This is a genomic window from Cutibacterium sp. 37298 (genome assembly GCF_023838685.1).
Lineage (GTDB): Bacteria > Actinomycetota > Actinomycetes > Propionibacteriales > Propionibacteriaceae > Cutibacterium > Cutibacterium acnes.
Genome location: NZ_JAJNRJ010000002.1, coordinates 563,948 through 589,263, shown reverse-complemented (window position 1 = coordinate 589,263; position 25,316 = coordinate 563,948). Strand labels below are relative to the sequence as shown.

Here is a 25,316-nt window from a genome sequence, read left to right as displayed (position 1 = left end):
ATCTGGCTCTGACCACCTAGCATGGCCGTTCGTGAATACCCAGGATCTTCTTGGACGGATTGAACCGCTGCTGTCCCGAGTTAATAAGCCCATCCAGTATGTGGGCGGGGAGTACAACAGCATCGTCAAGGAATGGCAGGACGTTGATGTCCGCTGGGTCTTGATGTATCCCGATGCGTATGAGGTTGGCCAGCCTAACCAGGGCGTGGCCATCCTCTACGAGGTGCTCAATGAGCGTGATTGGATCTTGGCTGAGCGCACCTATTCGGTGTGGCCGGATATGGAGAAGCAAATGAGGGCGGCCGGGATCCCCCAGTTCACTCTCGACGGACACCGGCCAGTTCGCGATTTCGACATCATGTCGGTCTCCCTCTCTACGGAATTGGGCTACACCAACATGCTCAACGCCATTGACCTGGCCGGTATCCCTGTTCGTCAAGCTGACCGCACCGACACCGACCCCATCGTCCTTATTGGTGGTCACGCCGCGTTTAACCCCGAGCCGGTAGCTGATTTCATCGATGCTGCTGTTCTCGGTGACGGTGAAGAGGCTTGTTTGGAGATTTCCGAGATCATCCGAGACTGGAAGAAAGAGGGTTGCCCTGGGGGTCGTGAAGGCCTGCTTGTGAGGCTTGCCGCAACAGGTGGGATCTACGTGCCGTCCTTTTATGACGTCGAGTACCTCGACGACGGGACTATTGGCAAGGTCGCCCCAAATCGTCTAGAGGCTCCTTATACCGTTTCCAAGCACACCGTCATGGATCTCGACGAGTGGCAGTATCCGAAACGTCCCATCGTGCCGGTGGCTGAAACTGTCCATGAGCGTTATTCGGTGGAAATCTTCCGGGGTTGTACCCGTGGTTGTCGGTTCTGTCAGGCGGGTATAATCACCCGTCCGGTGCGAGAGCGGTCGATCGACGCCATCGCCCAGATGGTCGATGGCGGACTGCAGGCTACCGGCCTGGAAGAAGTCGGGCTGTTGAGTCTGTCTAGCGCCGACCACTCGGAGATTTCCGACATCACCAAGGGGCTAGCTGATCGGTATGAAGGGACGAACGTTTCCCTGTCCCTGCCAAGCACCCGTGTCGATACTTTCAATATCGACCTAGCAAACGAGTTGAGCCCTAACGGTCGTCGTTCCGGTCTGACCTTCGCTCCTGAAGGCGGATCGGAGCGAATGCGTCGGGTTATCAATAAGCAGGTGACCGAGGAAGATCTCATTCGTACAGTTGCTACGGCCTTCGGAAACGGGTGGCGTCAGGTCAAGCTGTATTTCATGTGCGGTCTGCCCACGGAGACTGACGAGGACGTGTTGGGGATTTACGACATGGCGTCCCACGTCATTGTGACTGGTCGAGCCGCTGCCGGGCGCAAAGATATTCGCTGCACGATCTCCATTGGTGGGTTCGTGCCCAAGCCTCACACTCCGTTCCAGTGGGCTGCTCAAGCCTCTGCTGACGAGGTTGATCATCGTTTGTCGGTGCTGCGCGATTCCATCCGCGCCGATCGTCAGTTTGGTCGGTCGATAGGCATGCGCTACCACGACGGACGCCCAGGAATCATTGAGGGGTTGCTTTCGCGCGGTGACCGCCGTGTTGGCAACGTCATTGAGGCTTTGTGGCGCGACGGGGGAGTTTTTGACGGCTGGAATGAGTACTTCTCTTACGATCGCTGGGTTGCCTGCTGCGAGCGGGAACTTGAGCCGCTAGGCGTCTCACTGGGTTGGTTTACTACCCGTGAGCGCGACTACGAGGAGGTACTGCCCTGGGATCACTTGGATTCTGGGCTTGATCGTGACTGGCTATGGGACGACTGGCAGGATGCTCTGGACGGCGAGGCCGTCAACGACTGTCGCTGGAATCCCTGCTATGACTGCGGGGTTTGCCCGCAGATGGGCACCGAGATTCAGGTAGGACCGTCGGGACATCCGCTGATCCCGCTGACGCCGGTGGTGCCTGATCTCGCACCGTCGAAGGAGGCGTGACGATGTCGAAGCGCGCGCAGCAACAGCCAGAGCAACAGGCCCCGCCGCAGCAGCGGCTCAGGATGCGGTACGCCAAGCGGGGTACTGCCAGATTCACCTCCCACCGTGACTTCGCTCGTGCCTTTGAGCGGGCTCTCAACCGGGCACATATCCCGATGGCGTATTCGTCAGGATTTAGCCCGCACCCGCGTATCTCCTATGCCAACGCGGCAGCTACCGGGGCAGCTTCTGAGGCAGAGTACCTCGAAGTGGCGCTGGCCGAGGTGTGCGATCCGCAGAAGGTTCTGATGGTCTTAGGTCGCGAGATGCCACCGGGAATGGAGGTGTTGGAGGTCGTCGAGACAGACCGCACTCCTTTCACCGAGTTGTTGACAGCGTCTGCTTGGTTGATTGAACCTGCTGGTGACGTGCCGGGGCTAGCGGAGGCGGTGGAGGCTGTTATGACTGCCGAAACCGTCGACGTGCAACGGATGACGAAGTCAGGTATGCGTACTTTCGATGTCCGTGCCGCTCTTATCGGTCTAGATGTCGCCAACGGATGTGTGCGTCTTATGCTGCGCCACGTCACGCCGTTAGTTCGGCCTGATGATGTACTGCGAGCCTTGGCCACAAGGTGTCCGGCAGTCGATGCGGCGCGAGTGACGCGGCTGGCCCAAGGGGCTTGTAACGAGGATGCCAGCGGGGTGTCGACCGCACTGGCAGACCCGTTCACCGGTGCTGCCGTGACAGTGTGGTGAGCAGCCAGCGAGTGTGTGAAATCTGGCATCGCGGCAGGGGACGTGACATACTGGAGCATAGGTGAACGGGGTGCCACCCCACTCGACGGTTCATACCGCGACGCCGAGAGGCGACCGCGGGGGACTCGAGGGCTCACCGCAAGCTTTTGCCCCATGCCGGGGAACGACGCCGTCAGTACAGCGCGAGGCGTGTGCATACGTCCGTGGGAGAACTCCTGCAGGGCCGTGACCCGGGTGGGCACTGACCGTGCCGAAAGGCCAAGGAGAGCACAGTGCTCGACGAGACTGACAACACCACACTGAAATCTGGCGGGAATTCCACTGCTGGAATTCCCGCTCCTCGACGTCGTCGGGCCGCGTCGCGCCCCGCTGGGGCTCCGGCCCCCGTCGAGACGATGGGCGCGCCCGTGGCGATTACCGCTGCAGGATCAGGCGGTTCGATTGTTACTTCCGATGTGGAGGCTTCTGATCTGCCTCGTCCCCCGATGGGGCGACGTCGCAAGGCGACGAGCACTCCGCACGACGTTAAGACTGATGTTCCGAAGGTCGTCTCCCTAGAGCCGACGCCGGAGGAGCCCGAGTCCGCGGACACAAGGACCCAGGAGAAGCCGCGTCGTACCCGTCGTGGTGCTTCTGAAACCGCGCCGTCCACCGAGGCAGAGCGGGGTACCTCCCAGCGTCGTCGCGCCACTCGCCGTCGCTCCTCTCGATCCGCAGAAAAGATCGAGGGAACGACTGAGGCGACGACCGCGACCAATAAGGGCGATGGTGCTGACGACGATCCCATCAATGTCGCACTGACTGAAGCCAAGGCCCGGGCCCGTAACCATAAGGTTGAGGGTGCCCTAGCTAACCCCTTTGGATTTAAAGAAGGCGAAGAGCGCTCCGCGAGCGACATCCTCGACTCTTTGGCCGCTGAGATCGGTGGGGGAGAGGCTGCTATACCGAAGCGCCGTCGCCGTCGTGCCACTCGACCGTCCGAGGCTGGTAGTCACTCTGCGGAGACCTCCGGGAGCACTGACAAGGTGGCCCCGGTTGAGGAGGATAAAGGCGAGATCAAGGACCGCCACAGTTCCGATAAGAAGAGCGAGAAGTCTGATTACGACACCACGGATGTGGTGGAGGAGACTGTCGCTGACACCGAGGAGGACGGCCAGAACCGTCGTCGCCGTCGTCGCGGTGGGCGTCGCCGTCGTCGCAGTGAAGACACCGAGGACAGTGCGTCTGAGGACGAGTCGAGCGATAGTGACGACTCACAAACCAGCTCTGACAATGATTCTGAGTCCAGTAGCTCGGATGCCACTCACCGTCGCCGTCGTCGCCGTCGTCGCCGTGGCGAGGACATCAGCGGTTCTGACGACGACCCCAGCGACGTCGTCATCAAGGTGCGCGAGCCGAGGTCGCGTCAGTCGGTGGCTGATGAGGTCACCGGTATCGAGGGTTCGACTCGTGTCGAGGCTAAGAAGCAGCGTCGTCGGGAGGGACGTGCCGCCGGACGTCGCCGCAGTGCCGTCATCACCGACGCGGAGTTCCTGGCCCGTCGCGAGTCGGTCGACCGCAAGATGATTGTGCGTCAGTCTGATGACTACTCTCAGCTGGCGGTGCTGGAAGATGGGGTGCTTGTTGAGCATTACGTTGACCGCGCTTCTGCCACCTCCTCGATCGGCAATATCTACCTGGGTAAAGTGCAGAACGTCTTGCCGTCGATGGAGGCCGCCTTCATTGACATTGGCCGTGGTCGCAACGCTGTGCTCTACGCCGGAGAGGTTGATTGGGCCAAGTATGGCAAGGAGGGCGAGGATAAGCGCATCGAGCACGTGCTAAAATCCGGCGACCAGGTTCTGGTACAGGTCACCAAGGATCCAGTGGGTGCCAAGGGTGCCCGTTTGACTAGCCATATTTCGGTACCCGGACGCTTTGTTGTCTATTCGCCTGGCGGCCACCTTTCGGGGATTTCCCGCAAGCTGGCTGATTCGGAGCGCAAACGCCTTAAGAAAATCGTTGAGAACAACATCCCGTCGGATGCTTCCGTCATCGTGCGCACTGCCGCGGAAGGAGCCACCGAGGAAGACCTGGTCCGTGACATTAACCGTCTTAAGGTTCAGTGGGAGGTCATTGAGCGCAAGGTCAGCAACAGCAAAGCTCCGCTGATGCTATACACCGAGCCCGATTTAACGGTGCGTATCATCCGCGACTTGTTCACTGCGGACTTCTCCGAGCTTGTCATTGCCGGCAATGGTGGCCCCGATGACGCCTACGACACCATTAAGGCCTACGTTGATCACGTGGCTCCGGAGATGGCGTCGCGGTTAATCCATTGGGAGCACACCGACAAGGACCCCTTTGCCGAGTACCGCATTGACGAGCAGGTCGCGAAGGCTTTGGAGCGCAAGGTTTACCTCCCGTCGGGAGGGTCCCTTGTCATTGACCGCACCGAGGCTATGACGGTGATCGACGTCAATACCGGAAAGTTCACCGGGTCAGCGGGTAACCTTGAGGCCACTGTCACTGCTAACAACTTGGAGGCGGCTGAGGAGATCGTGCGTCAGCTACGATTGCGCGATATTGGTGGAATCATTGTCATTGACTTCATCGACATGGTGCTGCCGACCAACCGTGAACTTCTCGTGCGCCGTCTCACCGAATGCCTGGGCCGGGATCGTACCCGACACCAGGTCGCTGAGGTGACATCGCTGGGCTTAGTTCAAATGACCCGCAAGAAGATCGGTACCGGGCTGGCTGAGGCTTTCACTGAGCAGTGCGAGGCCTGTGGCGGTCGCGGCTACCGCCGCTTCGATAAGCCGGTCGATTCCCAGGCTCCGGCCGACGGTGGCGAACGCTCGAAGGGTCGTGGTCGCGGTCATAAAGGCTCGTCGGGCAAGTCCCACTCCAAGTGAGGTTTCGGCCCACAGGGTGTGGGTGGATGGTCGTTTTGACCGTCCACCGCACGAAATGTAAAATGAGCAGCCGGTCCGACGTGCATCGTCGGTCAGGTTTGTCCGGGGCCACTGGTTCCGGTCCCCGGAAATGTACGACGAGAACGAGAGTAGGTCAGGCGTGTACGCGATCGTGCGTAGTGGCGGCCGCCAACACAAGGTGGCAGTGGGTGACGTTGTCGAGATTGACAAGGTCGCCGACGAAGCGGGCAGCAGTATCGAGCTGACCCCGCTCCTCGTGGTTGATGGCGAGTCCGTCACCTCCGACAAGGACGTGCTCGGGAAGGTCAAGGTCACCGCTGAGGTTCTCGGCGAGACCAAGGGCCCGAAGATCCGCATCCTCAAGTACAAGAACAAGACCGGCTACAAGAAGCGCCAGGGGCACCGTCAGAAGTACACCCAGGTCAAGGTCACCGGAATCGAAAGCTGAGGTAGACAGACATGGCACATAAAAAAGGCGCGTCTTCCTCGCGCAACGGTCGTGACTCCAACGCCCAGCGTCTCGGCGTGAAGCGTTTCGGCGGTCAGCTTGTCAACGCTGGCGAGATCATTGTTCGTCAGCGCGGCACCCACTTCCACCCTGGTGACGGGGTCGGCCGTGGTGGTGACGATACCCTGTTCGCCCTGCGCGACGGCAACGTCGAGTTTGGTACCCGTCGCGGTCGTAGAGTTGTCAACGTGACCCCTGTGGAGGCTCCAGTCGAGGCCTGAGCCCCACGGCATAGATGTGATTGGCCCCCGCCATGAGGCGGGGGCCAATCTGTGTCTGAGACACGTTGGGCGCATGTGTGTTAATCGTTTCGTCTCTATCTGAGAGTTCTGCCGGTGATTGCGACTATCGTCGGACCCTCGGCACGACTGTGGTCGTCACTAGGACGACATGACTGGAAGTGACGGAATATCGACCTACTCTCAGGACTTGGTGGTTATCAACGCCATGATGAGGGGAGATCAGAGAATCGTGGGCAACCGGGAACTCAGCGAGGACGAACGGTGGCTGTATCGTATCGGGCCGGGATCTGATGCGCCTAGGCCTACCGGATCGCTGCCACCGATTCGCCCCAGCCGGTCAGTTACCTCGCAGGCTTGCGACCCTCACGATCGTGGTGTGGTCGCTGCGCCGCAGCCCCAGGCTCGTCATCGGTGGCCACGCCCGTATGAGGTAGCCGCTGGTGCCTGTGCTTCTGCAGCTGCTACTGGGGTCGTTGGAGGCCTCGGAATCGGTGGGACGATGATCGGGGCTGCTGTCACGAGCCTGGTAATTGCCCTAGGTGGAGCGTTGTTTACGCGGTGGTTTTCCCGGACTCACCGCAGCGTCTCCGGAGCTCACCAGCGTCGCGGGATGTGGGCCCGCATGGTCGCAGTGGCGCTTGTCGTGAGCGTGCTGACCGTTGTCGTCGGGGTGGTGTGGTTGGCGTCGTCGGCCGGTCAAAAAGCTGGGTGGTGGGTGCACCGAGCTACTGGCTCACTTGAGCAATGGAGGGAGTCCGCTCAGCGAGCTTGGCCGTATTTACGGAAGGCGTGGAACGCTTTCCGATGACGCCGGTGGCGCCCTCGTTCACCGAGGGTGTGACAATATATGCACTTGATGCAAAACCTGCACTCGGTGCATAATTATTACTGTGGCTTCACCGACAGCAATTCGCACTCAAGGCGTCATTCGTCGTGCCGCCATTGAGCTAGCGATCGAAAAGCCGGTCGACGACGTCACCGTCGATGACATTGCGGAGCGTGCCGGGGTCTCTCGGCGCACCGTCTTCAACCATTTCCCATCCAAATACGACGTCTACTTGCCGTCTCTCGTTTCTTATCCGCAAGAGGCCTTGGATGCCTTTGCCACGGATGTTGAGACTCCTCTCGCCACGCTCATTCGTGATCTGCTGGAGGCTCGCTGGCGCGCGGCGAACGTCGACTTCGATGATCTTTGCATCCTCATGAAAATTGGACGGGAGAGCTCGGAACTCCGGATGGCCTTCAAGGAGGCCGTCGAAGGACAGCGGGCGGCATTGGTGGCTGCTTCCGCTCGGCGCATGGGCAAGTCTGAAGATTCGTTAGAGGTGCTGGCCCTGGTTGGTACTGTCCAGGCAATAGAACGCTGCGCCGTCCAGTCGGTCGTGGCGCGTCCTGGGGGAAGCTCGGCCGAGGTGGCCGACACCTTCGACCGCGTCGTCGACGTCTGGGCCAGGTTGTCCGCCGGGCTGAGCGCGGACATGTCGTCGGTCAAGCCTTGAGCCGAGCCCCGGCCGTCTAGACATGACGGCCCTCATCGTGCGCGCCTTCGAACGCGCCATTCCATCTGCCTCAGATCGTTACGAAAGTTCTTACATGACCTCAACTGCTACTGCCGCTGTCAAGTTCAGACCGGACCGTCGGTTCTGGGTTGTCTACTTCTGTCTCATGATGGTGATGTTCCTGTCCTCCTTGGACCAGACGATCGTCGCCACGGCTCTTCCAACCATCGTCGGTGACCTGTCCGGCGTCGAGCACATGGCATGGGTCATCACCGCGTATACGCTTGCTATCACGGTAGGCATGCCGCTGTACGGCCGGTTGTCCGACCTTATTGGCCGCAAGACGCTTTATCTCATCGCCATTGGTCTATTTCTGTTGGGGTCTGCCCTCTGTGGTACCGCCGGCACCATGATCACGTTCATTTTCTACCGCTTTATTCAGGGCCTGGGTGGTGGTGGCCTTATGATCTTGTCCCAGGCGATTACCGGAGACCTCATCCCGCCGCGCGTCCGCGCTGCTTACATGGCGCCGATGGGTGCGATGTTCGGCGTCTCCTCGGTGCTTGGGCCGCTTCTGGGCGGCTGGCTCACCGACTCGATCTCCTGGCGCTGGGTGTTCTGGATCAACCTGCCACTTGGCGTGGTGGCCTGGATCGCCTGCCTCTTTGCTCTTAAACTTCCCAAGCACGAACTGGCGGCGAAGATCGACTGGCTTGGACTGACTTTCATGGACGCCGGCGCCGTGGCGATCGTGCTGCTCGCCACCTGGGGCGGTTCCCAGTACGACTGGTTGTCGTGGCAAATTATCGGTCTAGGCGTCGTCACGGTCGTGGCATGGGGTCTGCTGCCCTTTGTGGAGCGTCGCGTCGAGGATCCGGTGTTGCCGCTGGAGCTCTTCCGCAATCGAACTTTCGTCGTCTCGACGATTATCGGCATGTTGGCCATGGGCGCGATGTTCGGTGTGCTTGCTTACCTGCCGACCTATATGCAGATGACCTATGGCTACTCGGCTACCGTGTCTGGCCTGCTGCTCATCCCCATGACGATCGGGATCCTGCTGGCTTCGACGGTGACTGGTCTGCTTACCTCTCGCATCGGTCGGTACCGCATCTTCATCATCATCGGCCCGATTGTCGCGGCGGGTGGCATGGTGCTGATGTCCACCCTCAACGAGAACTCGCCAGTGTGGCGCATTATGGGTGATACCTTCGTCCTCGGTTTGGGCATGGGCATGTTCTTCCAGCTACTCGTCATGGCGGTGCAGAACGACGTCCGCCCAACCTTGCTTGGCACTGCCACCAGCCACAACAACTTCTTCCGCCAGATTGGTGTGTGCCTGGGTGCCTCTCTTATTGGTGTGGCTTTCACCACCCGCCTGACCAACCGCGTCACCGACCTGTTCACGTCCTTGGCCGCGAGCAAGAACCCCGCGGTCCTCAAGGCGTTGGGGGCCATGAGCTCGCACCATGCTGCGGCCTCGCTGACTCCGGGGGCCGTCAATCAGATGCCCGATTTCATTCGTAACGGCATTATCGAGGCATACGTCAACTCTTTAACCCCGCTGTTTTTGTGGATGGCGCCGATGGTTGCAGCTGCGGGTTTGTTGGCCTTCTTGCTCAAGGATGTGCCGCTGTCCCACCACACCGGTTTGCAGATGCGTGCCGCGTCCGAGGCTGAGATGGAAGGTGCCCAGGAGGTTCCGGCAGTCGAGGGTCAGGAAAACCTGTTAGAAAGCGGGCACGGTGACCTTTCTGACGGCCTGGCCGAGTCGTCGGCTCGTCGCGCGACAGATGTTATGAAGGTCGAAGCCGCCCCGCCGAGACGCTCCGCCGGATCGGACCAACCGGAGCAGGTCTGAGGGTTCGAGACGTCTCACGGGGACGGGGTGACGCGTCCTAGCGTCTAAACTGGTTATCTGTCCTGGGGTCGGAAGGCCCGATTCCATTTTCTGAGGAGAGAACATGGCCATCCCGTCCTTCGTGGACCGCGCGACGCTGACCGCCGTGGCGGGCAAGGGAGGACATGGCTGCGCCTCTGTCAAGCGTGAGAAGTTTAAGCCGTTGGGGGGCCCCGACGGTGGCAACGGCGGCCATGGCGGGTCTGTAATCTTGCGCGTTGATCCTCAAGTGACGACTCTTGTGGACTATCACTGGCAGTCCACCCGTAAGGCGACGAATGGCGAGTCCGGACGCGGTGATAACCAGGCTGGGGCCAATGGATCCGACATGATCTTGGCCGTCCCAGAGGGCACGGTCGTCTCTGACGCTGACACAGGCGAGCTGCTAGGAGACCTCGTTGGGGTGGGGGCTGAACTCGTCGTTGCGGCTGGTGGTCGTGGTGGCCTCGGTAACGCAGCTCTTGCGAACTCGGCTCGCAAGGCTCCTGGTTTTGCCCTGCTCGGTGAAGCCGGGGAGGAACGCAAGATCCTGCTCGAGCTCAAGGTGGTCGCCGACATCGGCTTGGTGGGATTTCCTTCGGCGGGAAAGTCCAGCCTCATCGCGGCGATCTCGCGGGCTAAGCCGAAGATTGCTGATTACCCATTCACCACCCTGGTGCCGAACTTAGGTGTGGTCGTCGCGGGGGAGACAACATATACCGTTGCCGACGTGCCCGGCCTCATTCCAGGGGCGTCTCTGGGAAAGGGACTGGGATTCGATTTTTTGCGCCACATTGAGCGGTGCCGGGCCATCGTCCACGTCATTGACTGTGCCACCTACGAGCCTGGCCGCGACCCGGTCAGCGATCTCGACGTTATTGAGGGGGAGCTTATTGCCCACGGTGGGCTTGAGGATCGTCCGCGCCTGGTGGTGCTCAACAAGGTTGACGTTCCTGATGCCGCTGATCTAGCCGATATCGTCTTCGATGACGTCGCCGAGCGTGGCTGGCCGGTATTCCGAGTATCGACGAAATCGGGGGAAGGGCTTAATTCACTCAAATTCGCGATGGCCGAGCTGGTCGAGAAGGCCCGCGACAACGAGCCTGAGCCCGAGCCGGAGCGCATCGTAATTCGACCCGAGCCCAAGAATGAGCGCCAGGCTTTCTCCATCAAACGTCAGGGGGACGGCGAAGGCGGGTTCCTGTGGCGCGTGACCGGCGACAAACCGACTCGCTGGGTTGCCCAGACTGACTTCAACAATCCAGAGGCCGTCGGATACTTGTCGGATCGTCTGAATCGTTTGGGTGTCGAGGAGGAATTGCTGGCTATGGGCGCCATCGCTGGTGACGCTGTCGCTGTCGGTGGTGAGGACGCCGTCATTTTCGACTTTGCCCCACAGATTGAGTCGGGTGCTGAGCTGCTGTCTCGCCGTGGCGAGGACCAGCGCTTGAAGTCCGAGCGTCCTTCGGCTACTCGTCGTCGGGAGATGGACCGCGAATATCATCGTGCTCGAGAGGAGTATGGTCAGGTCGGTCGTGACCTGCGCGGAGAGTCGTGGCGCGCCCGTGTTGCCGAAGAGGAGTGGTTCGAGGGCCGTGACTGATCAGCGCGGAGCCATATGCGGGGCCGCCACCCTGGTGGTTAAGGTCGGATCTTCCTCCCTGACTCTTCCTGGTGGCGGGATTGACGTTCGTCGTGTTGACGACCTGGTCGACGCGCTGAGTGAGGTCATCGCGGTCGGCCGGCGCGTCGTCCTGGTGAGTTCCGGGGCGATTGCCACTGGATTTCCCGCTATGGGGATAACTCATCGTCCGCGCACTTTGGCCGGCAAGCAAGCGGCCGCGTCGGTGGGACAAGGTATTTTATTGGCTCACTACGCGTCGAGGTTTGCCAGTCACGGGTTGCGGGTGGGGCAGGTACTACTCACCGTCAATGACCTGGTGCGGCCCACTTCGTACCGCAATGCTTGGTCAACCCTCGACACTTTGCTGGGGTTGGGCGTCGTGCCGATCGTCAACGAGAACGACACGGTCGCCACCGGAGAAATTCGGTTTGGCGATAATGATCGGCTTGCTGCCCTGGTAGCCGAGCTGGTGCGCGCTCAAGCCCTCATTCTGCTCTCTGACGTTGACGCCTTGTACACCGCCCATCCGGATTCACCGGATGCTCGTCGCGTGGAGGTTGTGGAGGACATCGATGCATTGGATGTCGATACCCATAAAGCTGGTTCGGGGGTGGGAACCGGCGGCATGACCACGAAACTTGAAGCCGCCCGAATGGCCACCTGTGCCGGGGTGCCGGTGGTACTCGCAGCGGCTGTGGATGCCCGGGGCGTTCTGGCTGGTGCCCCCGTGGGTACCTACTTCCGCCCGCTGGCGACGCGACGGCCCCGACGGTTGCTGTGGTTGGCCGACGCTGCCACCCCGCAGGGACAGATCGTCATCGACGACGGAGCTGTCGAAGCTTTGACTCAGCGTCATTCCTCGTTGTTGGCGGTGGGTGTGACTCGGGTACACGGAGACTTCCAAGCAGGCGACCCAGTGACGATCCTGGCCTCCGACGGTCGAGTTGTTGGTCGCGGGATCGCCCAGTTCTCCCATGATGAGGTGCGCGTCATGAGGGGACGTTCGAGTGCCTGGTTGGCCGCAGAAATGGGCCCGGCGGCCTCTCGCGAGATCATCCACCGCGATGCCATGGTGCTGAGTCGTCGTCGTAAAGCTGAGCCGTCATCGAGGAACCAGAAAAGTAGCGGGTCAAGGGTGACGCCCTGACTCACGGTCTGGTTATCAGGTGAGTGATGCTCAGCTGACGAATACCATATGGCCATGAGCTCGCGAGTCATCGAACAGGCCATAGCTGCCCGATCTTCCGCCACGGTGTTGCGTCGGCTGCGTCGCATCGACAAAGACGACCTCTTGGCGGCAATGGCTATCGGGTTACGTAAAGGCGTCGACGAGATTCTTGCTGCCAACGGTGCTGACGTCGATCGCGGTCGCGATGCCGGGATGGACGAAGCTCTCCTCGACCGTTTGACCCTCACCCCGGAGCGGATCGAAGGGATGGCTGTCGGTTTGGAGGGGGTTGCTCATCTCGACGATCCCGTCGGTGAGGTGGTGCGCGGCTGGCACACTCCGCTGGGGGTCAAGGTAGAACAGGTCCGGGTGCCGATCGGTGTCATCGGGATCATTTACGAGGCTCGTCCCAATGTCACCTCTGATGCGGCGGGTATTTGCTTGAAGTCTGGAAATGCGTGTCTGTTACGAGGATCTTCGTCGGCCCTAGAGTCCAACCGGGCAGTGATTGCGGCGATGCGATCCCGGCTGCCTGAGGAGATTCGTGAGGCGGTGCAACTCGTCGAGGGTGGCCACGAGGTCACCGATGAACTCATGGCTGCCCGAGGATACGTCGACTTGCTCATTCCGCGCGGCGGTGCCGGGCTCATCAACGCCGTCGTGTCCGGAGCCAAGGTTCCCGTCATCCAGACCGGGACCGGCAACTGCCACCTCGTCATTGACGTTAGCGCCGATGTGGAGATGGCGGTCAATATTGCCGTCAATGCTAAAACCCAGCGTCCCAGCGTGTGCAATGCCATCGAGACGGTTTTGGTGCATCGAGGAATTGCGGGTTCGGCAGTACCCCCATTGGTCGACGCCATGAGCGAACGCGGAGTCACGGTACACGGTGATGAAGAGAGCATCCGACTGGATCCGAGGATCGTTCCTGCCGCCCCTGATGAATACGACAACGAGTACTTGTCCCTGGACCTTGCGCTGCGCATTGTGGACGACCTGGAAGAAGCGGTCGATCACATCGCCAAGCATGGTTCGGGACATTCGGAAACCATCGTCACTAAGTCGATGTCTTCGCAGGAGTTTTTCGCTTCAAGCGTTGATGCTGCGGCGGTGCTGGTGAATTGCTCCAGCCGATTCGTTGACGGTGGCGAGTTCGGATTCGGTGCCGAGATCGGTATTTCTACCCAGAAGCTCCATGCGCGCGGGCCGATGGGCCTGCGGGAAATGACGACGACAACCTACGTCCTGCGCGGGGACGGTCAGACCCGTCCGTGACCGATTAACGGTTGTCGTGGGGCGGTTGTGGGATAGGCTGAGGCGTCATGAGTATCGTTCCTCTCCTGATGGAGTCGTCGGCCCTCGTCGTCGGCATCTTGACGCTGCTGGTTCTGCTGATGGCGTTGGCTATCGTCCGTGGTATCGGCAAGGGTCGGCCGCATTCCTGATGCCAAGTGTTGAGCTGGGGCTGGCGCGGGTCCACAACGGACGCCGCTACCGGCTCGGGGTGATGGGTGGCACCTTCGACCCCATTCATCATGGCCACCTCGTCGCGGCCTCCGAGGTTGCGGCCAGATTCGACCTCGACGAGGTCGTTTTCGTTCCCACCGGCGTGCCTTGGCAAAAGAAGGGACGCAGGGTTTCGCAGGCCGAGGATCGCTACCTCATGACCGTCATCGCGACGGCGTCGAATCCGTCTTTTTCGGTGTCGCGGGTCGATATCGATCGTCCGGGGGACACGTACACCGTCGACACTCTCAAGGATCTGCGGCGGGAGCGTGGCAGTGATGTGGACCTGTTCTTCATCACCGGCGCTGATGCTCTGAGTCAGATCCTTACTTGGCGTGGGGCCGACGAATTGTTTGACCTGGCGCATTTTATCGGGGTGTCGCGGCCCGGGGTGCCGCTGGGAACTAAGGACATTTCTCACTTGCCAGCAGAGAAGGTCACTCTTCTTGAGGTGCCTGCGATGGCCATCTCATCAACCGATTGCCGTCATCGAGTCAGCGAGGACATGCCAATCTGGTATCTCGTGCCGGACGGCATCGTGCGGTATATCAACAAGCGCGGTCTTTACCGCGACAACAACGACAAGACCACTCCGGAGGATCATTGAGCGCCACTGAATATGCTATCGAGCTTGCCCGCGTAGCGGCGCACGCTGCCCTTGGCAAGAAGGGCTTCGATATCGTTGCCCTCGATGTCTCGGAGCATCTTGCCATTACCGATATCTTCGTTGTCATCTCGGCGGCCAACGAGCGTCAGGTCTCGGCGGTCGTAGATGCTGTCGACAAAGCCATGCACGAGCACAAGGCCCATCGTGCACGTCGCGAGGGAGAACGAGAGAACCGCTGGGTGCTGCTCGACTACATCGACATCGTGGTGCACGTGCAGCATCAGGAGGAGCGCGAGTTGTACTCCCTGGAGAGGCTGTGGAAGGACTGCCCGTCGGTTGATCTCGACTTCCTGGCGATGAGCTGTTTGCCCCCCACGGATGTAGGGACAGACGCGCAGTGAGCGATCGAACGCGTCTCGTGTTCGTGCGGCACGGCAGGACGGCGTTCAATGTGGAGGGTCGGCTCCAGGGCCGTCTCGACATGCCGTTGGATGAGGTGGGGCGCCGTCAGGCACTCACAGTGGCTCAAGTCATCGCCGAGATGGAACCTGACGCGATCATTGCCTCTCCGCTACAACGTGCGCGCGACACAGCTCAGGCAATCGGCGCTTGTGCTGGATTGGGCGTACAGCTGGATGATCGACTCATCGAGATCGATGTCGGACGTTGGTCGGGACAACGGGCTGCGGACCTGCGTCGCAACGATCCTGAGTACGCAGCAGGTGTGGTCAGCCCTATCGATTACCGGCGCGCCAATGGGGAGACGGCGAGCGAGGTCGGGGATCGAATCGTTGCCGTGTGTCAGGACGTTGTCGCGCGGTACGCTGGCGGAACGATCATCCTTGTGGCCCACGGGTTCGCGCTGCGGACCGGAATCTGCTGGCTGCTCGGCGGCGACTACGGTGCCTCACGATGCATGGGCGGTCTTGATAACTGTTCATGGTCGATTGTTGACCACCTGCCGGAGGACGTCGTCGAGGCTAGAGGGTTCCTTTCTCCATGGCGCCTCATGGCCTACAACTGTGGTGTCCCGATGTCCATGGACGTCGATTTTGCAAAGGGGGCATGATCCGCTAAAGTTCTACGAGTCGCCCGGGAACGGGAGATGCTTGGGACTGGCTTTACGAGCGGGTTTCTGGGGCATTGGCGCAGTTGGTAGCGCGCTTCCATGGCATGGAAGAGGTCAGGGGTTCGAATCCCCTATGCTCCACGTAAGATGAGAAAATTGAAACTTGCCCCGCCTGATGGCGGGGTGGTTTTGTTTCTGCGGTGACTTGCGCCGGGGCGTCGATGCTGGTGTGGGCAAGGATGTTGGCGGTGGTCTCGTCGGGTGTGTAGGTGGCGTTTTCTTCGTCGTCGATGGTGATGTGGGTGAACAGGGCTCGGTTGAGGATGCGTCGTTCTGCTGGTTCGCACTTGTTGTAGAGGTCGTCGAGATCTACCAGGAGGTCGGTGAGTTGGTCCAAGCCTGTTCGGGCGTCGGCGTAGGTGTCGGTGAGGTTGTCGAGCCGTGTGGTGATCTGGTCGAGGCTGGCGCGGATGCGGTCTTGTTCGCTTTTGAGGAGGTCGAGGGGGATCGCGTCGGCGTAGTGGGCTTGGACGAGTTTGAGGCGTTCGGCTTCGAGCTTGTCGCGCTGGGCGGTCAGGGTTCGTCTTCGCTGGATCCTTCGAGCTGGTCGAAGACGTCGTTGAGGACTTTCCGGACGTGCTCAGCCTGGGCTGGGCTCAGGGAGTTGCGCTGGTAGGTGCGTTCGGTCTCGGCTTCGGCGCGTTTGGCGAGGATCACCGAGTGCGAACTTCGGGGTGATGTCCACATCTAGCGGAGCAACAACGGCAGGTTTGGCACCACAGCAGTAACAAGATTTATCACAACAAGCTCCTCATGAGCAGAAGTTCTGCCGTCAGAAGCCCCGGACTGGCAGGACATCAGGAAGGTCTGCCAAGCGGGTGCGCCTTGGCCTCCGCTTGTGGTGCGGGGCATGTTTAACTGCCGAATTACCGCGCTTTTCGTTGTCGGGAGAAGTGGTCAGTCCTCTAGAGCCAGAGTTCCCGTAACTCCGGGTTCCAGGAAAAATCCGGGAGCCAGACGGGAGCACATCCCGCTCCATCCTAGACCGATTACATCGGTGTGGACGGCTAAACGGCGGATCTGGTCGAGGATCAGCACCTCATCGCCTTCGAGCACGACTTCGCGGTACAGCCCGCATTCGCAGTAAGCCGGGCATTCGCGCAGATGCGGGATTCCGGCTGTGGAGGACGGCACTGGCGTGAGACCGCTCGCCGCGACCCGTTCGGCACGTGGAGTCCGTGCGATTGCCCCAGCGCAGCGCGTCTGCTCGACCGTGGGGAAGCTCACCGTGTAGTGGCCGGTGGTCATGATGTTGTTATGTGTCCAAGGTTGCTTGGAGCATCCCAAGCTCAGTAACGGCCCGTTGAAGCCCGCCATTTGGACCCAGCTTGTGGGTGCAAGGTCGAGTTCACCCGATGCGGAGCATGTGAGCACGTAGACGATCTGTCCGGCAAGGGGTGAGGGATGTCACTTCCACTTATCGAGCGGCAGGACGGCGAACGGGTCAGTTTGCACCAAATCAGGTTATCCCGCCGCGCAGTGGTACCGCCCCACGCGCCGGCGTGCGCGTTGACGTGATTAGATCTGGTCGTCGAGGGCGTTGACGTCGAGGAAGATGTTCATGGCTGGTTGCCTAGTTTGACGGCGATGTGGGCGTAGCTGTAGTGGCCACCGGGGGAGTAGCCGGTGGAGACGACGTTGCCGATGCGTTGTTCGGCGGTGACGATGCCGTCGGCGGCGGCAATGATGGGGGTGCGGTCATCAGCGCTGGGGTGGAGTTTGGTTACTCCGGTGATGGGGTCGATGCGCATCCCGAATGGTGAGGCGGTGACCCGGGTTCCTTGGGGTAGTGGGAACACGACCCGGCAGGACGCCGGGACCAGGGGCAGCATCAAGACTTAGCTCATGAGCCTCATGGTGCTTGGTGAAAATCAGAATTGTGTTCGAGGACGACCGAGCCTAATCCTCACCCGAGGCTAATTGCTCGACCGCACCAATCAGCCGGTCATGCGGCTCGTCAAGCTTCGGTCACTGAGCCGCCCGGGCATCTTCCACGCTCCTCGTTACACCGTCGCGATCGCAAAAAACTCGCCACTTGTCGCGCCATTAGAGAAGCATCCCTGCCCGGGATGGTTTTGACAGTGTGACCGTGGAACAGATTACCGAGGCCGCTGACGTCTCCGCCATGACTTTCTACCGACACTTCGGCAGCAAAGAAGCCGTCGTTATCAGCGTCGCCACTACTGACCAAATGAATCGGACCATTGATGCGCTAGATCGAATTCGTATCCCAGGCGAGATCCCTGATGTCCTCGATGATTTCTTCGCAGACGCAGCATCCGGGGAAGCGGAACTGGCAGAGCGTGTTGCCTTAGTTCGAGCTAACCAGACTTTAGTGAACGCCCGATGGTAGCGCTCCACGTTCATCAGGACTGCGGTATCTGACCTGATCATATCCCCGATACGAGGGCCTCGTGTGTTACCCGAACCACTGAGCCAGCTTGAGTACGGGGCCCGGGACTGTGCGGTGTCCTTGAGGTTCAATGACCTACGAACTCGTCCGTGTGGCGTCTGCGTTCACGGGAATCGTCCCCGGCGGGATGCTGTTCCTAACGGCCGGCGAGCCATTGGAATCTCAGTCAAGATGGCCTAGTACCGCCCTCGCTGTCGCTATATCGGTTACCAGATCTGTCACCCACTTACCTCGCAGAATTGCCGTTAGGGCCGGCACCTTTTCGGATCCAAAAGCGCTGACGATGACGTGAGTGATTGACGGAATCCGGTCCAGCGGAACTGCCATCAACCCTTGACAAAAATCTGCGTCAATGTGACGACCCCGGGAATCGACGTGATGCCCGCAAATGTGTCCTACGGCCCCGCGTGACAACAACTCTGCGTGTGCGCGCTCCGACATCACGTGGTCGAAGATCGGCGCCACCGAATGCATTCCGACTGCTCCTACGCCGGTCACCAAGATGTCTGCGTGAGAGGCCATCGCGATCGTCATACCCACTGACTCCTCAGCCTTCAACGCGGCCGCCGCCTGAGGATTCGACACCAGCACAGGAGCCGGCATCACCCGGTATGCACATCCGATTCGTTCTGCCAGCTGACGGCACAACTCAGGAGAGTCCAACAACAAATTTCCCTTGGCTGTTCCACCGATCGCCTGCACCACCGTGGCCCCCGGACGGCGTATCGGCGTCATCGCATGCACCACCGATGCCACCCCGCGTCCGTTCGACAACGCGATTACCGAATCGGGATGCATGTACGTCGTCACCAGGTCGGCAGCCATCCGCGCCACCTCGTCGGCTGTGGCATTGTCGTTGGACATCGCGACTCGGGCGCAGGTCAGCCCGAAGGTGCGTGTCAGAGCGTCCTCTAACTCGATGGCTCGCTCCAAAGGATGCTGCACTGTGAACGTGATGATCCCGCGACGCCTCGCCTCGTCAAGAAGCCTGGACACCATCGAGCGGGAGTAGCCGATCTCGGCGGCGATCTCGGCTTGAGTGGCCTGCTCTAACCAGTACCGCCTCGCGACCGTGAGCAAGGTCTGGATGTGTTCGCGATCAGTCATGAGTGTCTCACAGATGTGAATCTTTGGGGTAGGTCCACCGTTGAAACGGGAAGTGAAGCCACCATACTAGCCTTTTTGCTTAGGATGAATTCACATGTGTGAACTCATGGTCTTGCGGGGTTGCTGTGATGGCGGCTCAATGGTTCCCGTCACACAGTCGTGAGAGAGGAATCACTCCAATGGCCGTCGTTCGTACCATCAATGGCGACGTTTCGCCCGACACCCTCGGCGTCGTTAATGCCCACGATCACCTCATCCGCGTCGGAGCCGGGGAGGTCTACATCGACTCCGACCACTTGCTTGACGACGTCGACAAGGCAGCCCAGGAGGCTACATATTTCGTCGAGGCCTCTAAGAACTGGGCCGCTGGGGGAACCATCATCGACATGTGCCCGGCCTCCTCAGGCCGCGGCGTGCTCAAAACCCTCCAGGTCGTCGAGAAGGTTCCGGGACTGCAGGTCGTCCAAGCCACTGGATTCCACCAGCAGAAGGTCTACCTCGAGTGGCGCCAGAGCTGGGTCAACCAGTACACCGTCACCCAGATCGCCGATCTACTCATCGCCGACATCGTTGAGGGCATCGACCGTTTCGATTACATGGGCCCCATCGTCGAGCGCACCAATGTCAAGGCGGGCGTCATCAAGTGGGCCACTGCCTACGGCAAGATCACCGAGTGGGAAAAGAAGTCTGGCCAAGCTGTCGCCATCGTGTCTAAAGAGACCGGCTGTCCCATTAACACCCACGTGACGGCCGGAACTTGTGGCCCTGAGCAGGCACGATTCCTTGTTGACCAGGGTGTTGATCCGGCCAAAATCGCTATCGGCCATATGCAGCGCAACTGGGATCCCTGGGTTCACGAGCAGATCTGCAAGCTCGGCTGCTACGTCGAGCTGGACGGCACTAACCGTATCAAGTACGTCCCGGATAACACCCGCGTCAACCTGGTGAAGACCCTCGGTGAGAAGGGCTACGGCAAGCAGATCCTGTTGGGCACCGATTCCGGTAAGGCCTCTTACCAGAAGGTTTACGGTTCGGTCTCAGGTATCGATTACGATCCGGCCGTCTTCTGTCCGCGTCTCGTCGAAGACGAAGGCGTCGACCGCGACTACGTCAACGACCTCCTCATCAACAACGCGGCCACCTTCTTCGGCTTCGAGCCGCTGGCCGGGTGACGACGATGCCACGACTTCAGATCGCTCTTGACACCTATGATCTGCCATCGGCCCTCGCTCCGTTGGCTACCGCCGTCGACCAGATCGACATCATCGAGTGCGGTACCATCCTCGTGCTTGCCGAGGGAATGGATGCGGTGCGGGCTATCCGGGCTGCCTACCCTGACAAGACAATTCTTGCCGACGTTCGTATTGCCGAGGCCGGGGCCAAGATCGCCCGAATGTGCTTCGAAGCAGGCGCCGACCTCGTCTCTTGTGTCGCCGGGGCATCCCTGACAACCATCGACCAAGTATGCAAAGTGGCTGGGGAGTTCGGCGGTGAAGTGCAAGTCGAGCTCGCCGACGAGTGGTACGACGCCGACCGTGCCCGCACATGGCGCACACTCGGCGTCCAACACGTCATCGTCAAGCGTTCCCGCGACCGCGAGGCCGCCGGAGACCTGTCCTGGAAACCAGAAGACCTCGGGCGGATCGACGAGCTGGCAGGGATGGGATTCACCGTCACCGTCACAGGAGGAATCACCCCCGAAGACCTCCCGGTTTTCGCCGGGCACCCGGTCGGCATCGTAATTACCGGTCGCTCAATTGTCGCTGCTGATGATCCCAAAGCTGCCGCGAAACGACTGCGCTCCACCTTGGACGAGGTGTGGCCGCAATGACCGAATCGCTGACCGACGGGGTGACCCTCGGCATCTATGAGAAAGCCCTCGTCGGCAACCCCTTGGCTACCGACGACGACTGGCGACGCTTCCTAATCCAGGTACCCGAGGCAGGATTCAGTTTTGTCGACCTGTCCGTCGATGAGTCCGAAGAGAGGACAGCACGGCTCCAATGGGACCAGCGCCGGCGTCGCATGGTGCGCCATTGCGCTGAGGCCGCAGAAACCGCTATCGGTGGTGTCTGCTTATCGGTACATCGGCGTATTGGCCCTGGTAGTGCCGACCCAGCCGTGCGCCAGCGAGCTCGGGAGGTGATGGCCGAAGGATTGCAGCTGTGCCACGACCTTGGCGCTCCCGTGCTTCAGGTCGCGGGGTACTACTGCTACTACGAGCAGATGAATGACCATGCCGAGCAGTGGTATACCGACCTCCTGCTCGACGCCGTCCCGATGGCTGCACGGCTGGGGGTTGTCATGGGCATCGAGAATGTTGACGGCACCGACGTCACTTCTATCCGTAAGGCGATGGAGTTCGTCAAGCTTGCCGACTCGCCCTACCTGCAGGTGTACCCAGACCTTGGCAACATTGCCGAGCAACAGCTTGACGCCGTGACCGAACTCAAGGCCGGGCGGGGCCACATGGTCGCGATCCACGTCAAAGATGTTCGGCCGGGTGAGCCTCGTCGGGTACCAATGGGGGAGGGAACCGTCGACTGGGACGAGTCCTTCGCTGTCCTTGCTGAGCAGGGTTGGCGCGGCCGAATGATGATCGAGATGTGGAACGACGACGCTCCCGATTCCAACGCGCGCAGTGCGTCAGCATGCCAGTTCATAGAGGAGCATCTTAGGACCGCTGGAATCCCGGTTCGCCGCGCCCTCTCTTGACCCTGGGCTGGGGGCCCGGCATGAATTCCGGGCCGCCCAGCTCTGCGCCTCTACAAATTTTCTTTATTGTTCAAAGGAGAACCTTTCATGCTTGAAAAGCTCAAGACAGACGTCTGTCGAGGCAACCTAGAACTGCCCCGTCACGGACTTGTGACGTGGACCTCGGGCAACCTGTCCGCTCGGGACCCTGAGACCGGCCTTGTCGTCATCAAGCCGTCCGGGATGCTGTATGACGCTATGACCCCGGACGATATGGTTGTTGTCGACCTTGATGGCAAGGTCGTGGAGGGGCGTCGAGGACCGTCCTCGGATACCGCCTCACACTTGTATGTCTACCGACGTCGCGACGACATTCGGAGCATTATCCACACCCATTCCACCTTCGCTACCGCGTGGGCGGCCACTGGCCAGGACATCCCATGTGCCGTGACGGCCATCGCTGATGAGTTTGGGGGGCCAGTGCGGTGCGGCGACTACGCCCAGATTGGCACTGAACAGATTGGTGAGCAGATCATGCGGTTCATTGACCAGTCCCCAGCGGTGCTACTCAAAAAGCATGGTGTCTTCACTGTCGGCACCTCGATCGAGAAGGCCATCAAAGCAGCTGTCATGGTTGAGGACGTCGCCAAGACCCTCACCTACGCCCAACTCATCGGCGAGATCTCCCCACTTCCACAGTCGGAGATCGACTCCAACCACGATCGATACACCAATCGTTACGGCACTGCGGCAGCATCCACGGGGGTGACGGCATGACCTACGACATCTCGACCATCGGCGAGGGGCAGATCCGGCTCACCTGCTACAAGGGTGAGCGTCTCATTAATGCCCAGCAGTTGCGTGCCACCGCAGCCTGCTCCGAGGCCAATGTGTCCGGCTTGTTGTCCCAACTTGGGCGTAGTACCTGTTGGGCCTCTGTCATGCCGAAGGGTGATCTTACTGATCGGGTCGTCAACGAGTTCCGCAGTGTTGGGGTCGACGTTTCCCACATTTGTATGAAGCCCGAAGGGCGCGTCGCGTTATATTTCATGGAGCCCGGTGAGTATCCGATGCCTGCCCGCGTGCTCTACGACCGGGAGCACACCCCGTTCCGCGACGTTACCGTCGAGGACCTCGACTGGGAGGCCTTGCTCGATACCCGTCTGGTCTTTGTCACTGGCATCACCGCTGCCTTAACCGAGAATACTGCGGCTGTGGTGCGTCACTTTGTTGACGAGGCTCACCGCCGTGGCATTGCCGTCGCCCTCGACGTCAACTACCGGTCTCTGCTGTGGGGTCCGGAGCACGCTCGTGAGGTGTTGGAACCAATTGCAAGGATGTCGAATATTGTCTTCTGCTCGGTGCGTGATGGCAAGGCCGTCTTCGGCATCGAATCTGATGGGGAGCAGGCATGTCGCGAATTGCGTGAACTGTTCGGGGTCCCGACGGTCGTGTCTACCGATCAAATCAATGGTGTGTACTTCTCGGACGCCGAGCGCGGCGACTGCACGTTCCCCGTGGTTCAGGTGCCCGTTATCGACCGCCCGGGCGCGGGAGACTCCTTTGTCGCGGGGACCCTTCACGGGTACCTCGGAGGTGACGTGGTGCAGGGAATCCATTATGGACAGCGGACCTCCGCCTACGCCCTAACCCATTACGGTGATCTGACTCGTGTGAGCCCTAGCGAACTCAATATTCCCCCGAATACCGACATTCTGCGCTGAACCTGATCACAGCGCAGACAGGAGACACACTCACATGTCCACCTCAACAACACCCAAACAATCAGCTCTAGACCTCATCGATTCGCGTCCCTTAACACGCAATCAGAAGAATCTTGTTGCCCTAGCCGTCGTCGGAAATATCTCCGAGTTCTTTGACATCTTCCTCATTGGTTTCGTCGTATCCGTCCTGACTAAGCCATGGAATCTGACTGGCACTGAGGCGGGCGTCATTCTCGCCTGTTCCGGTCTGGGGACGGTCGTCGGTTCCATCATGTGGGGACGCCTTGCCGACAAGATCGGACGCCGCTCCTCTTTCTTCTGGTGCGTGCTCCTGTTCGTCGTGTTCACTGTAGTATCTGTGTTCACCCCAGATCGTGGCTGGATTATGCTCGCCATTTTGCGTATTGGCGTAGGGATCGGAGTCGGCGGACTTAATATCACCTCGATTCCCTACGTCCAGGAGTTCGTGCCTGCTAAGCAGCGCGGTCTTCTCGCCGGCCTGGCGTCGGTATTCATCCCCCTCGGTCTGTTCTTGGGGTCGTTAGCACAAAATGCACTGGGCGATAATTGGCGTGCCCTTATCGCTTTGGGCGCCATTCCTGTTTTTCTGCTGGTGTGGATCCGTTTCGTGCCCGAATCACCACGGTTCCTACAGAGTCATGGGCGTGATAAGGAAGCACGCGAGGCCCTAGCCTGGGCACTCGATATGCCCGCTGACGACATTGGAGAGTTGCCTGCCGTTGAACACGTCCAAGACGCTTCCTACTCACTTGTCTTTGGTAAATATCGCAAGAGTCTTCTCATCGTCAGTCTGGGATCATTCTGCTTCATTCTGGGCTCTTTCACGATTCAGTCGTGGGGCCAGACCCTGCTCAAGACCGGCTTTGGCAAGTCTCCCGAGCAAGTCGGGACCCTGTTCATGTTCGTCTCCCTGGCCGATCTCATCGGACGCTTCCTATCAGCATGGCTGGCAGACCGCATTGGTCGGAGGGCCACCATGTTGTCGTTTGGCCTCATCGGTGCTGGCGGGACTCTCATCATCGCCCTTTCGGCCCGCCTGGGTTGGGGCTGGCAGATCTTCTTCGTCGGTGTCCTCATTGCGATGGCCTTCGCCGACGGCGCCTTCGGCATCCTCAATGCCTTCGGCGCCGAGCAATTCCCCAACGAAGCTCGCTCGACTGGTCTGGGACTGGGCTACGGCATCGGTGCCACCGCCAAGATCATCGGTCCGGCGCTTATGGGACTCATGGTGGGCGGATCTGCCGTCAAGCAGAATGTCACCCTGGACGCGGTATTCCCGGCATTCGTCCTGTTCGCTGTGCTGCTAATCATTGGCGGTATGACATACATGTTTGCCCGCGAAACTCGTGGCACCTCGCTCGACAAGATTTGACCAATTAGATGGTCCTGATGTCGAGGGCCTGTACCTGCTTCAAAGGGTTGACCGAGACCGTGACTTGACGGGGTGGTTTAGGGGTCCTCGACACGCCAGATCGAGCGGTACGGAGTGATTTACCACGTTGACAGTGACATCTGGAGGTTCTTTGGTGACCTTAACGGCGTCCACGATGGATAGACGG

23 protein-coding genes, 1 tRNA gene and 3 pseudogenes are annotated in these 25,316 nt (G+C 60.2%); 25 read left to right on the top strand and 2 right to left on the bottom strand.

Going from position 1 to position 25,316, the window contains the following annotated elements; genetic code table 11:
* The first annotated feature begins 31 nt into the window (after positions 1-31).
* The 17 genes from LRP59_RS07240 to LRP59_RS07165 all read left to right on the top strand — a co-directional run bounded on the left by LRP59_RS07240 (position 32) and on the right by LRP59_RS07165 (position 16,414).
* On the top strand, positions 32-1,984 hold the full coding sequence (locus LRP59_RS07240) for a TIGR03960 family B12-binding radical SAM protein (protein WP_252236834.1): 1,953 nt from the start codon (positions 32-34) through the stop codon (positions 1,982-1,984).
* A 2-nt stretch (positions 1,985-1,986) separates the two neighbouring features.
* Entirely contained in the window at positions 1,987-2,721 is a 735-nt protein-coding gene (locus tag LRP59_RS07235; RefSeq protein ID WP_002513862.1) for a TIGR03936 family radical SAM-associated protein, read from the top strand.
* A 272-nt stretch (positions 2,722-2,993) separates the two neighbouring features.
* The gene (locus LRP59_RS07230) at positions 2,994-5,618 is read left to right on the top strand and encodes an Rne/Rng family ribonuclease (RefSeq protein WP_002513861.1); all 2,625 of its coding nucleotides are present in this window, start codon (positions 2,994-2,996) and stop codon (positions 5,616-5,618) included.
* A 160-nt stretch (positions 5,619-5,778) separates the two neighbouring features.
* Positions 5,779-6,087: a 50S ribosomal protein L21 gene (rplU, locus tag LRP59_RS07225; RefSeq protein WP_002513860.1), complete on the top strand. Its 309-nt coding sequence runs from the start codon at positions 5,779-5,781 to the stop codon at positions 6,085-6,087.
* An 11-nt stretch (positions 6,088-6,098) separates the two neighbouring features.
* Positions 6,099-6,368, top strand: coding sequence for a 50S ribosomal protein L27 (rpmA, locus tag LRP59_RS07220; protein ID WP_002513859.1), 270 nt, complete (start codon positions 6,099-6,101; stop codon positions 6,366-6,368).
* 169 nt (positions 6,369-6,537) lie between these two features.
* Positions 6,538-7,197 carry a hypothetical protein gene (locus LRP59_RS07215; RefSeq protein WP_002513858.1) on the top strand — a complete coding sequence of 220 codons (660 nt, stop codon included), beginning with the start codon at positions 6,538-6,540 and terminating at the stop codon, positions 7,195-7,197.
* An 82-nt stretch (positions 7,198-7,279) separates the two neighbouring features.
* The gene (locus tag LRP59_RS07210) at positions 7,280-7,888 is read left to right on the top strand and encodes a TetR/AcrR family transcriptional regulator (protein WP_002513857.1); all 609 of its coding nucleotides are present in this window, start codon (positions 7,280-7,282) and stop codon (positions 7,886-7,888) included.
* A 94-nt stretch (positions 7,889-7,982) separates the two neighbouring features.
* Positions 7,983-9,746 (top strand): MDR family MFS transporter, encoded by a 1,764-nt coding sequence (locus LRP59_RS07205; protein WP_032499686.1) that lies wholly within the window; start codon positions 7,983-7,985, stop codon positions 9,744-9,746.
* Between the two features lie 103 nt (positions 9,747-9,849).
* Positions 9,850-11,367, top strand: a complete 1,518-nt coding sequence (obgE, locus tag LRP59_RS07200; RefSeq protein WP_002513855.1) for a GTPase ObgE — start codon at positions 9,850-9,852, stop codon at positions 11,365-11,367.
* On the top strand, positions 11,360-12,535 hold the full coding sequence (proB, locus tag LRP59_RS07195; RefSeq protein WP_002513854.1) for a glutamate 5-kinase: 1,176 nt from the start codon (positions 11,360-11,362) through the stop codon (positions 12,533-12,535). Before obgE ends, proB begins: the two co-directional genes overlap by 8 nt.
* Positions 12,536-12,583: 48 nt before the next feature.
* On the top strand, positions 12,584-13,831 hold the full coding sequence (locus LRP59_RS07190) for a glutamate-5-semialdehyde dehydrogenase (RefSeq protein ID WP_002513853.1): 1,248 nt from the start codon (positions 12,584-12,586) through the stop codon (positions 13,829-13,831).
* A 47-nt stretch (positions 13,832-13,878) separates the two neighbouring features.
* The gene (locus tag LRP59_RS12020; protein WP_002521800.1) at positions 13,879-14,001 is read left to right on the top strand and encodes a hypothetical protein; all 123 of its coding nucleotides are present in this window, start codon (positions 13,879-13,881) and stop codon (positions 13,999-14,001) included.
* Positions 14,001-14,669 carry a nicotinate-nucleotide adenylyltransferase gene (gene nadD / locus LRP59_RS07185; protein WP_002533110.1) on the top strand — a complete coding sequence of 223 codons (669 nt, stop codon included), beginning with the start codon at positions 14,001-14,003 and terminating at the stop codon, positions 14,667-14,669. Before LRP59_RS12020 ends, nadD begins: the two co-directional genes overlap by 1 nt.
* Positions 14,666-15,070 carry a ribosome silencing factor gene (gene rsfS / locus LRP59_RS07180; RefSeq protein WP_148378310.1) on the top strand — a complete coding sequence of 135 codons (405 nt, stop codon included), beginning with the start codon at positions 14,666-14,668 and terminating at the stop codon, positions 15,068-15,070. Before nadD ends, rsfS begins: the two co-directional genes overlap by 4 nt.
* Positions 15,067-15,738, top strand: coding sequence for a histidine phosphatase family protein (locus tag LRP59_RS07175; RefSeq protein ID WP_002521797.1), 672 nt, complete (start codon positions 15,067-15,069; stop codon positions 15,736-15,738). The genes rsfS and LRP59_RS07175 overlap by 4 nt, the downstream gene beginning before the upstream one ends.
* A gap of 68 nt (positions 15,739-15,806) precedes the next feature.
* A tRNA-Ala gene (locus LRP59_RS07170) sits at positions 15,807-15,879 on the top strand.
* A 34-nt stretch (positions 15,880-15,913) separates the two neighbouring features.
* Entirely contained in the window at positions 15,914-16,414 is a 501-nt protein-coding gene (locus LRP59_RS07165) for a hypothetical protein (RefSeq protein WP_002521796.1), read from the top strand.
* A gap of 281 nt (positions 16,415-16,695) precedes the next feature.
* Here the strand turns inward: LRP59_RS07165 and LRP59_RS07160 are convergent.
* Positions 16,696-17,256 (bottom strand): annotated as a pseudogene (locus tag LRP59_RS07160) (flavin reductase family protein).
* A 131-nt stretch (positions 17,257-17,387) separates the two neighbouring features.
* On the opposite strand from LRP59_RS07160, the pseudogene LRP59_RS07155 reads away from it, so the two are divergent.
* Positions 17,388-17,640, top strand: a pseudogene (locus LRP59_RS07155) (hypothetical protein).
* Between the two features lie 214 nt (positions 17,641-17,854).
* A pseudogene (locus tag LRP59_RS07150) lies at positions 17,855-18,148 on the top strand (TetR/AcrR family transcriptional regulator); the annotation flags it as partial.
* Between the two features lie 225 nt (positions 18,149-18,373).
* Here the strand turns inward: LRP59_RS07150 and LRP59_RS07145 are convergent.
* Positions 18,374-19,318, bottom strand: a complete 945-nt coding sequence (locus LRP59_RS07145; protein WP_002521792.1) for a sugar-binding transcriptional regulator — start codon at positions 19,316-19,318, stop codon at positions 18,374-18,376.
* Between the two features lie 179 nt (positions 19,319-19,497).
* On the opposite strand from LRP59_RS07145, the gene LRP59_RS07140 reads away from it, so the two are divergent.
* The 6 genes from LRP59_RS07140 to LRP59_RS07115 all read left to right on the top strand — a co-directional run bounded on the left by LRP59_RS07140 (position 19,498) and on the right by LRP59_RS07115 (position 25,129).
* On the top strand, positions 19,498-20,490 hold the full coding sequence (locus tag LRP59_RS07140; RefSeq protein ID WP_252236833.1) for a phosphotriesterase: 993 nt from the start codon (positions 19,498-19,500) through the stop codon (positions 20,488-20,490).
* A 5-nt stretch (positions 20,491-20,495) separates the two neighbouring features.
* The gene (locus LRP59_RS07135; RefSeq protein WP_002521791.1) at positions 20,496-21,149 is read left to right on the top strand and encodes a 3-dehydro-L-gulonate-6-phosphate decarboxylase; all 654 of its coding nucleotides are present in this window, start codon (positions 20,496-20,498) and stop codon (positions 21,147-21,149) included.
* Positions 21,146-22,033 carry an L-ribulose-5-phosphate 3-epimerase gene (locus LRP59_RS07130; RefSeq protein ID WP_002513842.1) on the top strand — a complete coding sequence of 296 codons (888 nt, stop codon included), beginning with the start codon at positions 21,146-21,148 and terminating at the stop codon, positions 22,031-22,033. Before LRP59_RS07135 ends, LRP59_RS07130 begins: the two co-directional genes overlap by 4 nt.
* Positions 22,034-22,120: 87 nt before the next feature.
* Positions 22,121-22,789 (top strand): L-ribulose-5-phosphate 4-epimerase, encoded by a 669-nt coding sequence (locus LRP59_RS07125; RefSeq protein WP_002513841.1) that lies wholly within the window; start codon positions 22,121-22,123, stop codon positions 22,787-22,789.
* Complete coding sequence (locus LRP59_RS07120) at positions 22,786-23,736, top strand: sugar kinase (RefSeq protein ID WP_002513840.1); 951 nt, start codon at positions 22,786-22,788, stop codon at positions 23,734-23,736. The genes LRP59_RS07125 and LRP59_RS07120 overlap by 4 nt, the downstream gene beginning before the upstream one ends.
* Before the next feature lie 34 nt (positions 23,737-23,770).
* Positions 23,771-25,129 (top strand): MFS transporter, encoded by a 1,359-nt coding sequence (locus LRP59_RS07115; protein ID WP_002513839.1) that lies wholly within the window; start codon positions 23,771-23,773, stop codon positions 25,127-25,129.
* The last annotated feature ends 187 nt before the right edge of the window (positions 25,130-25,316 follow it).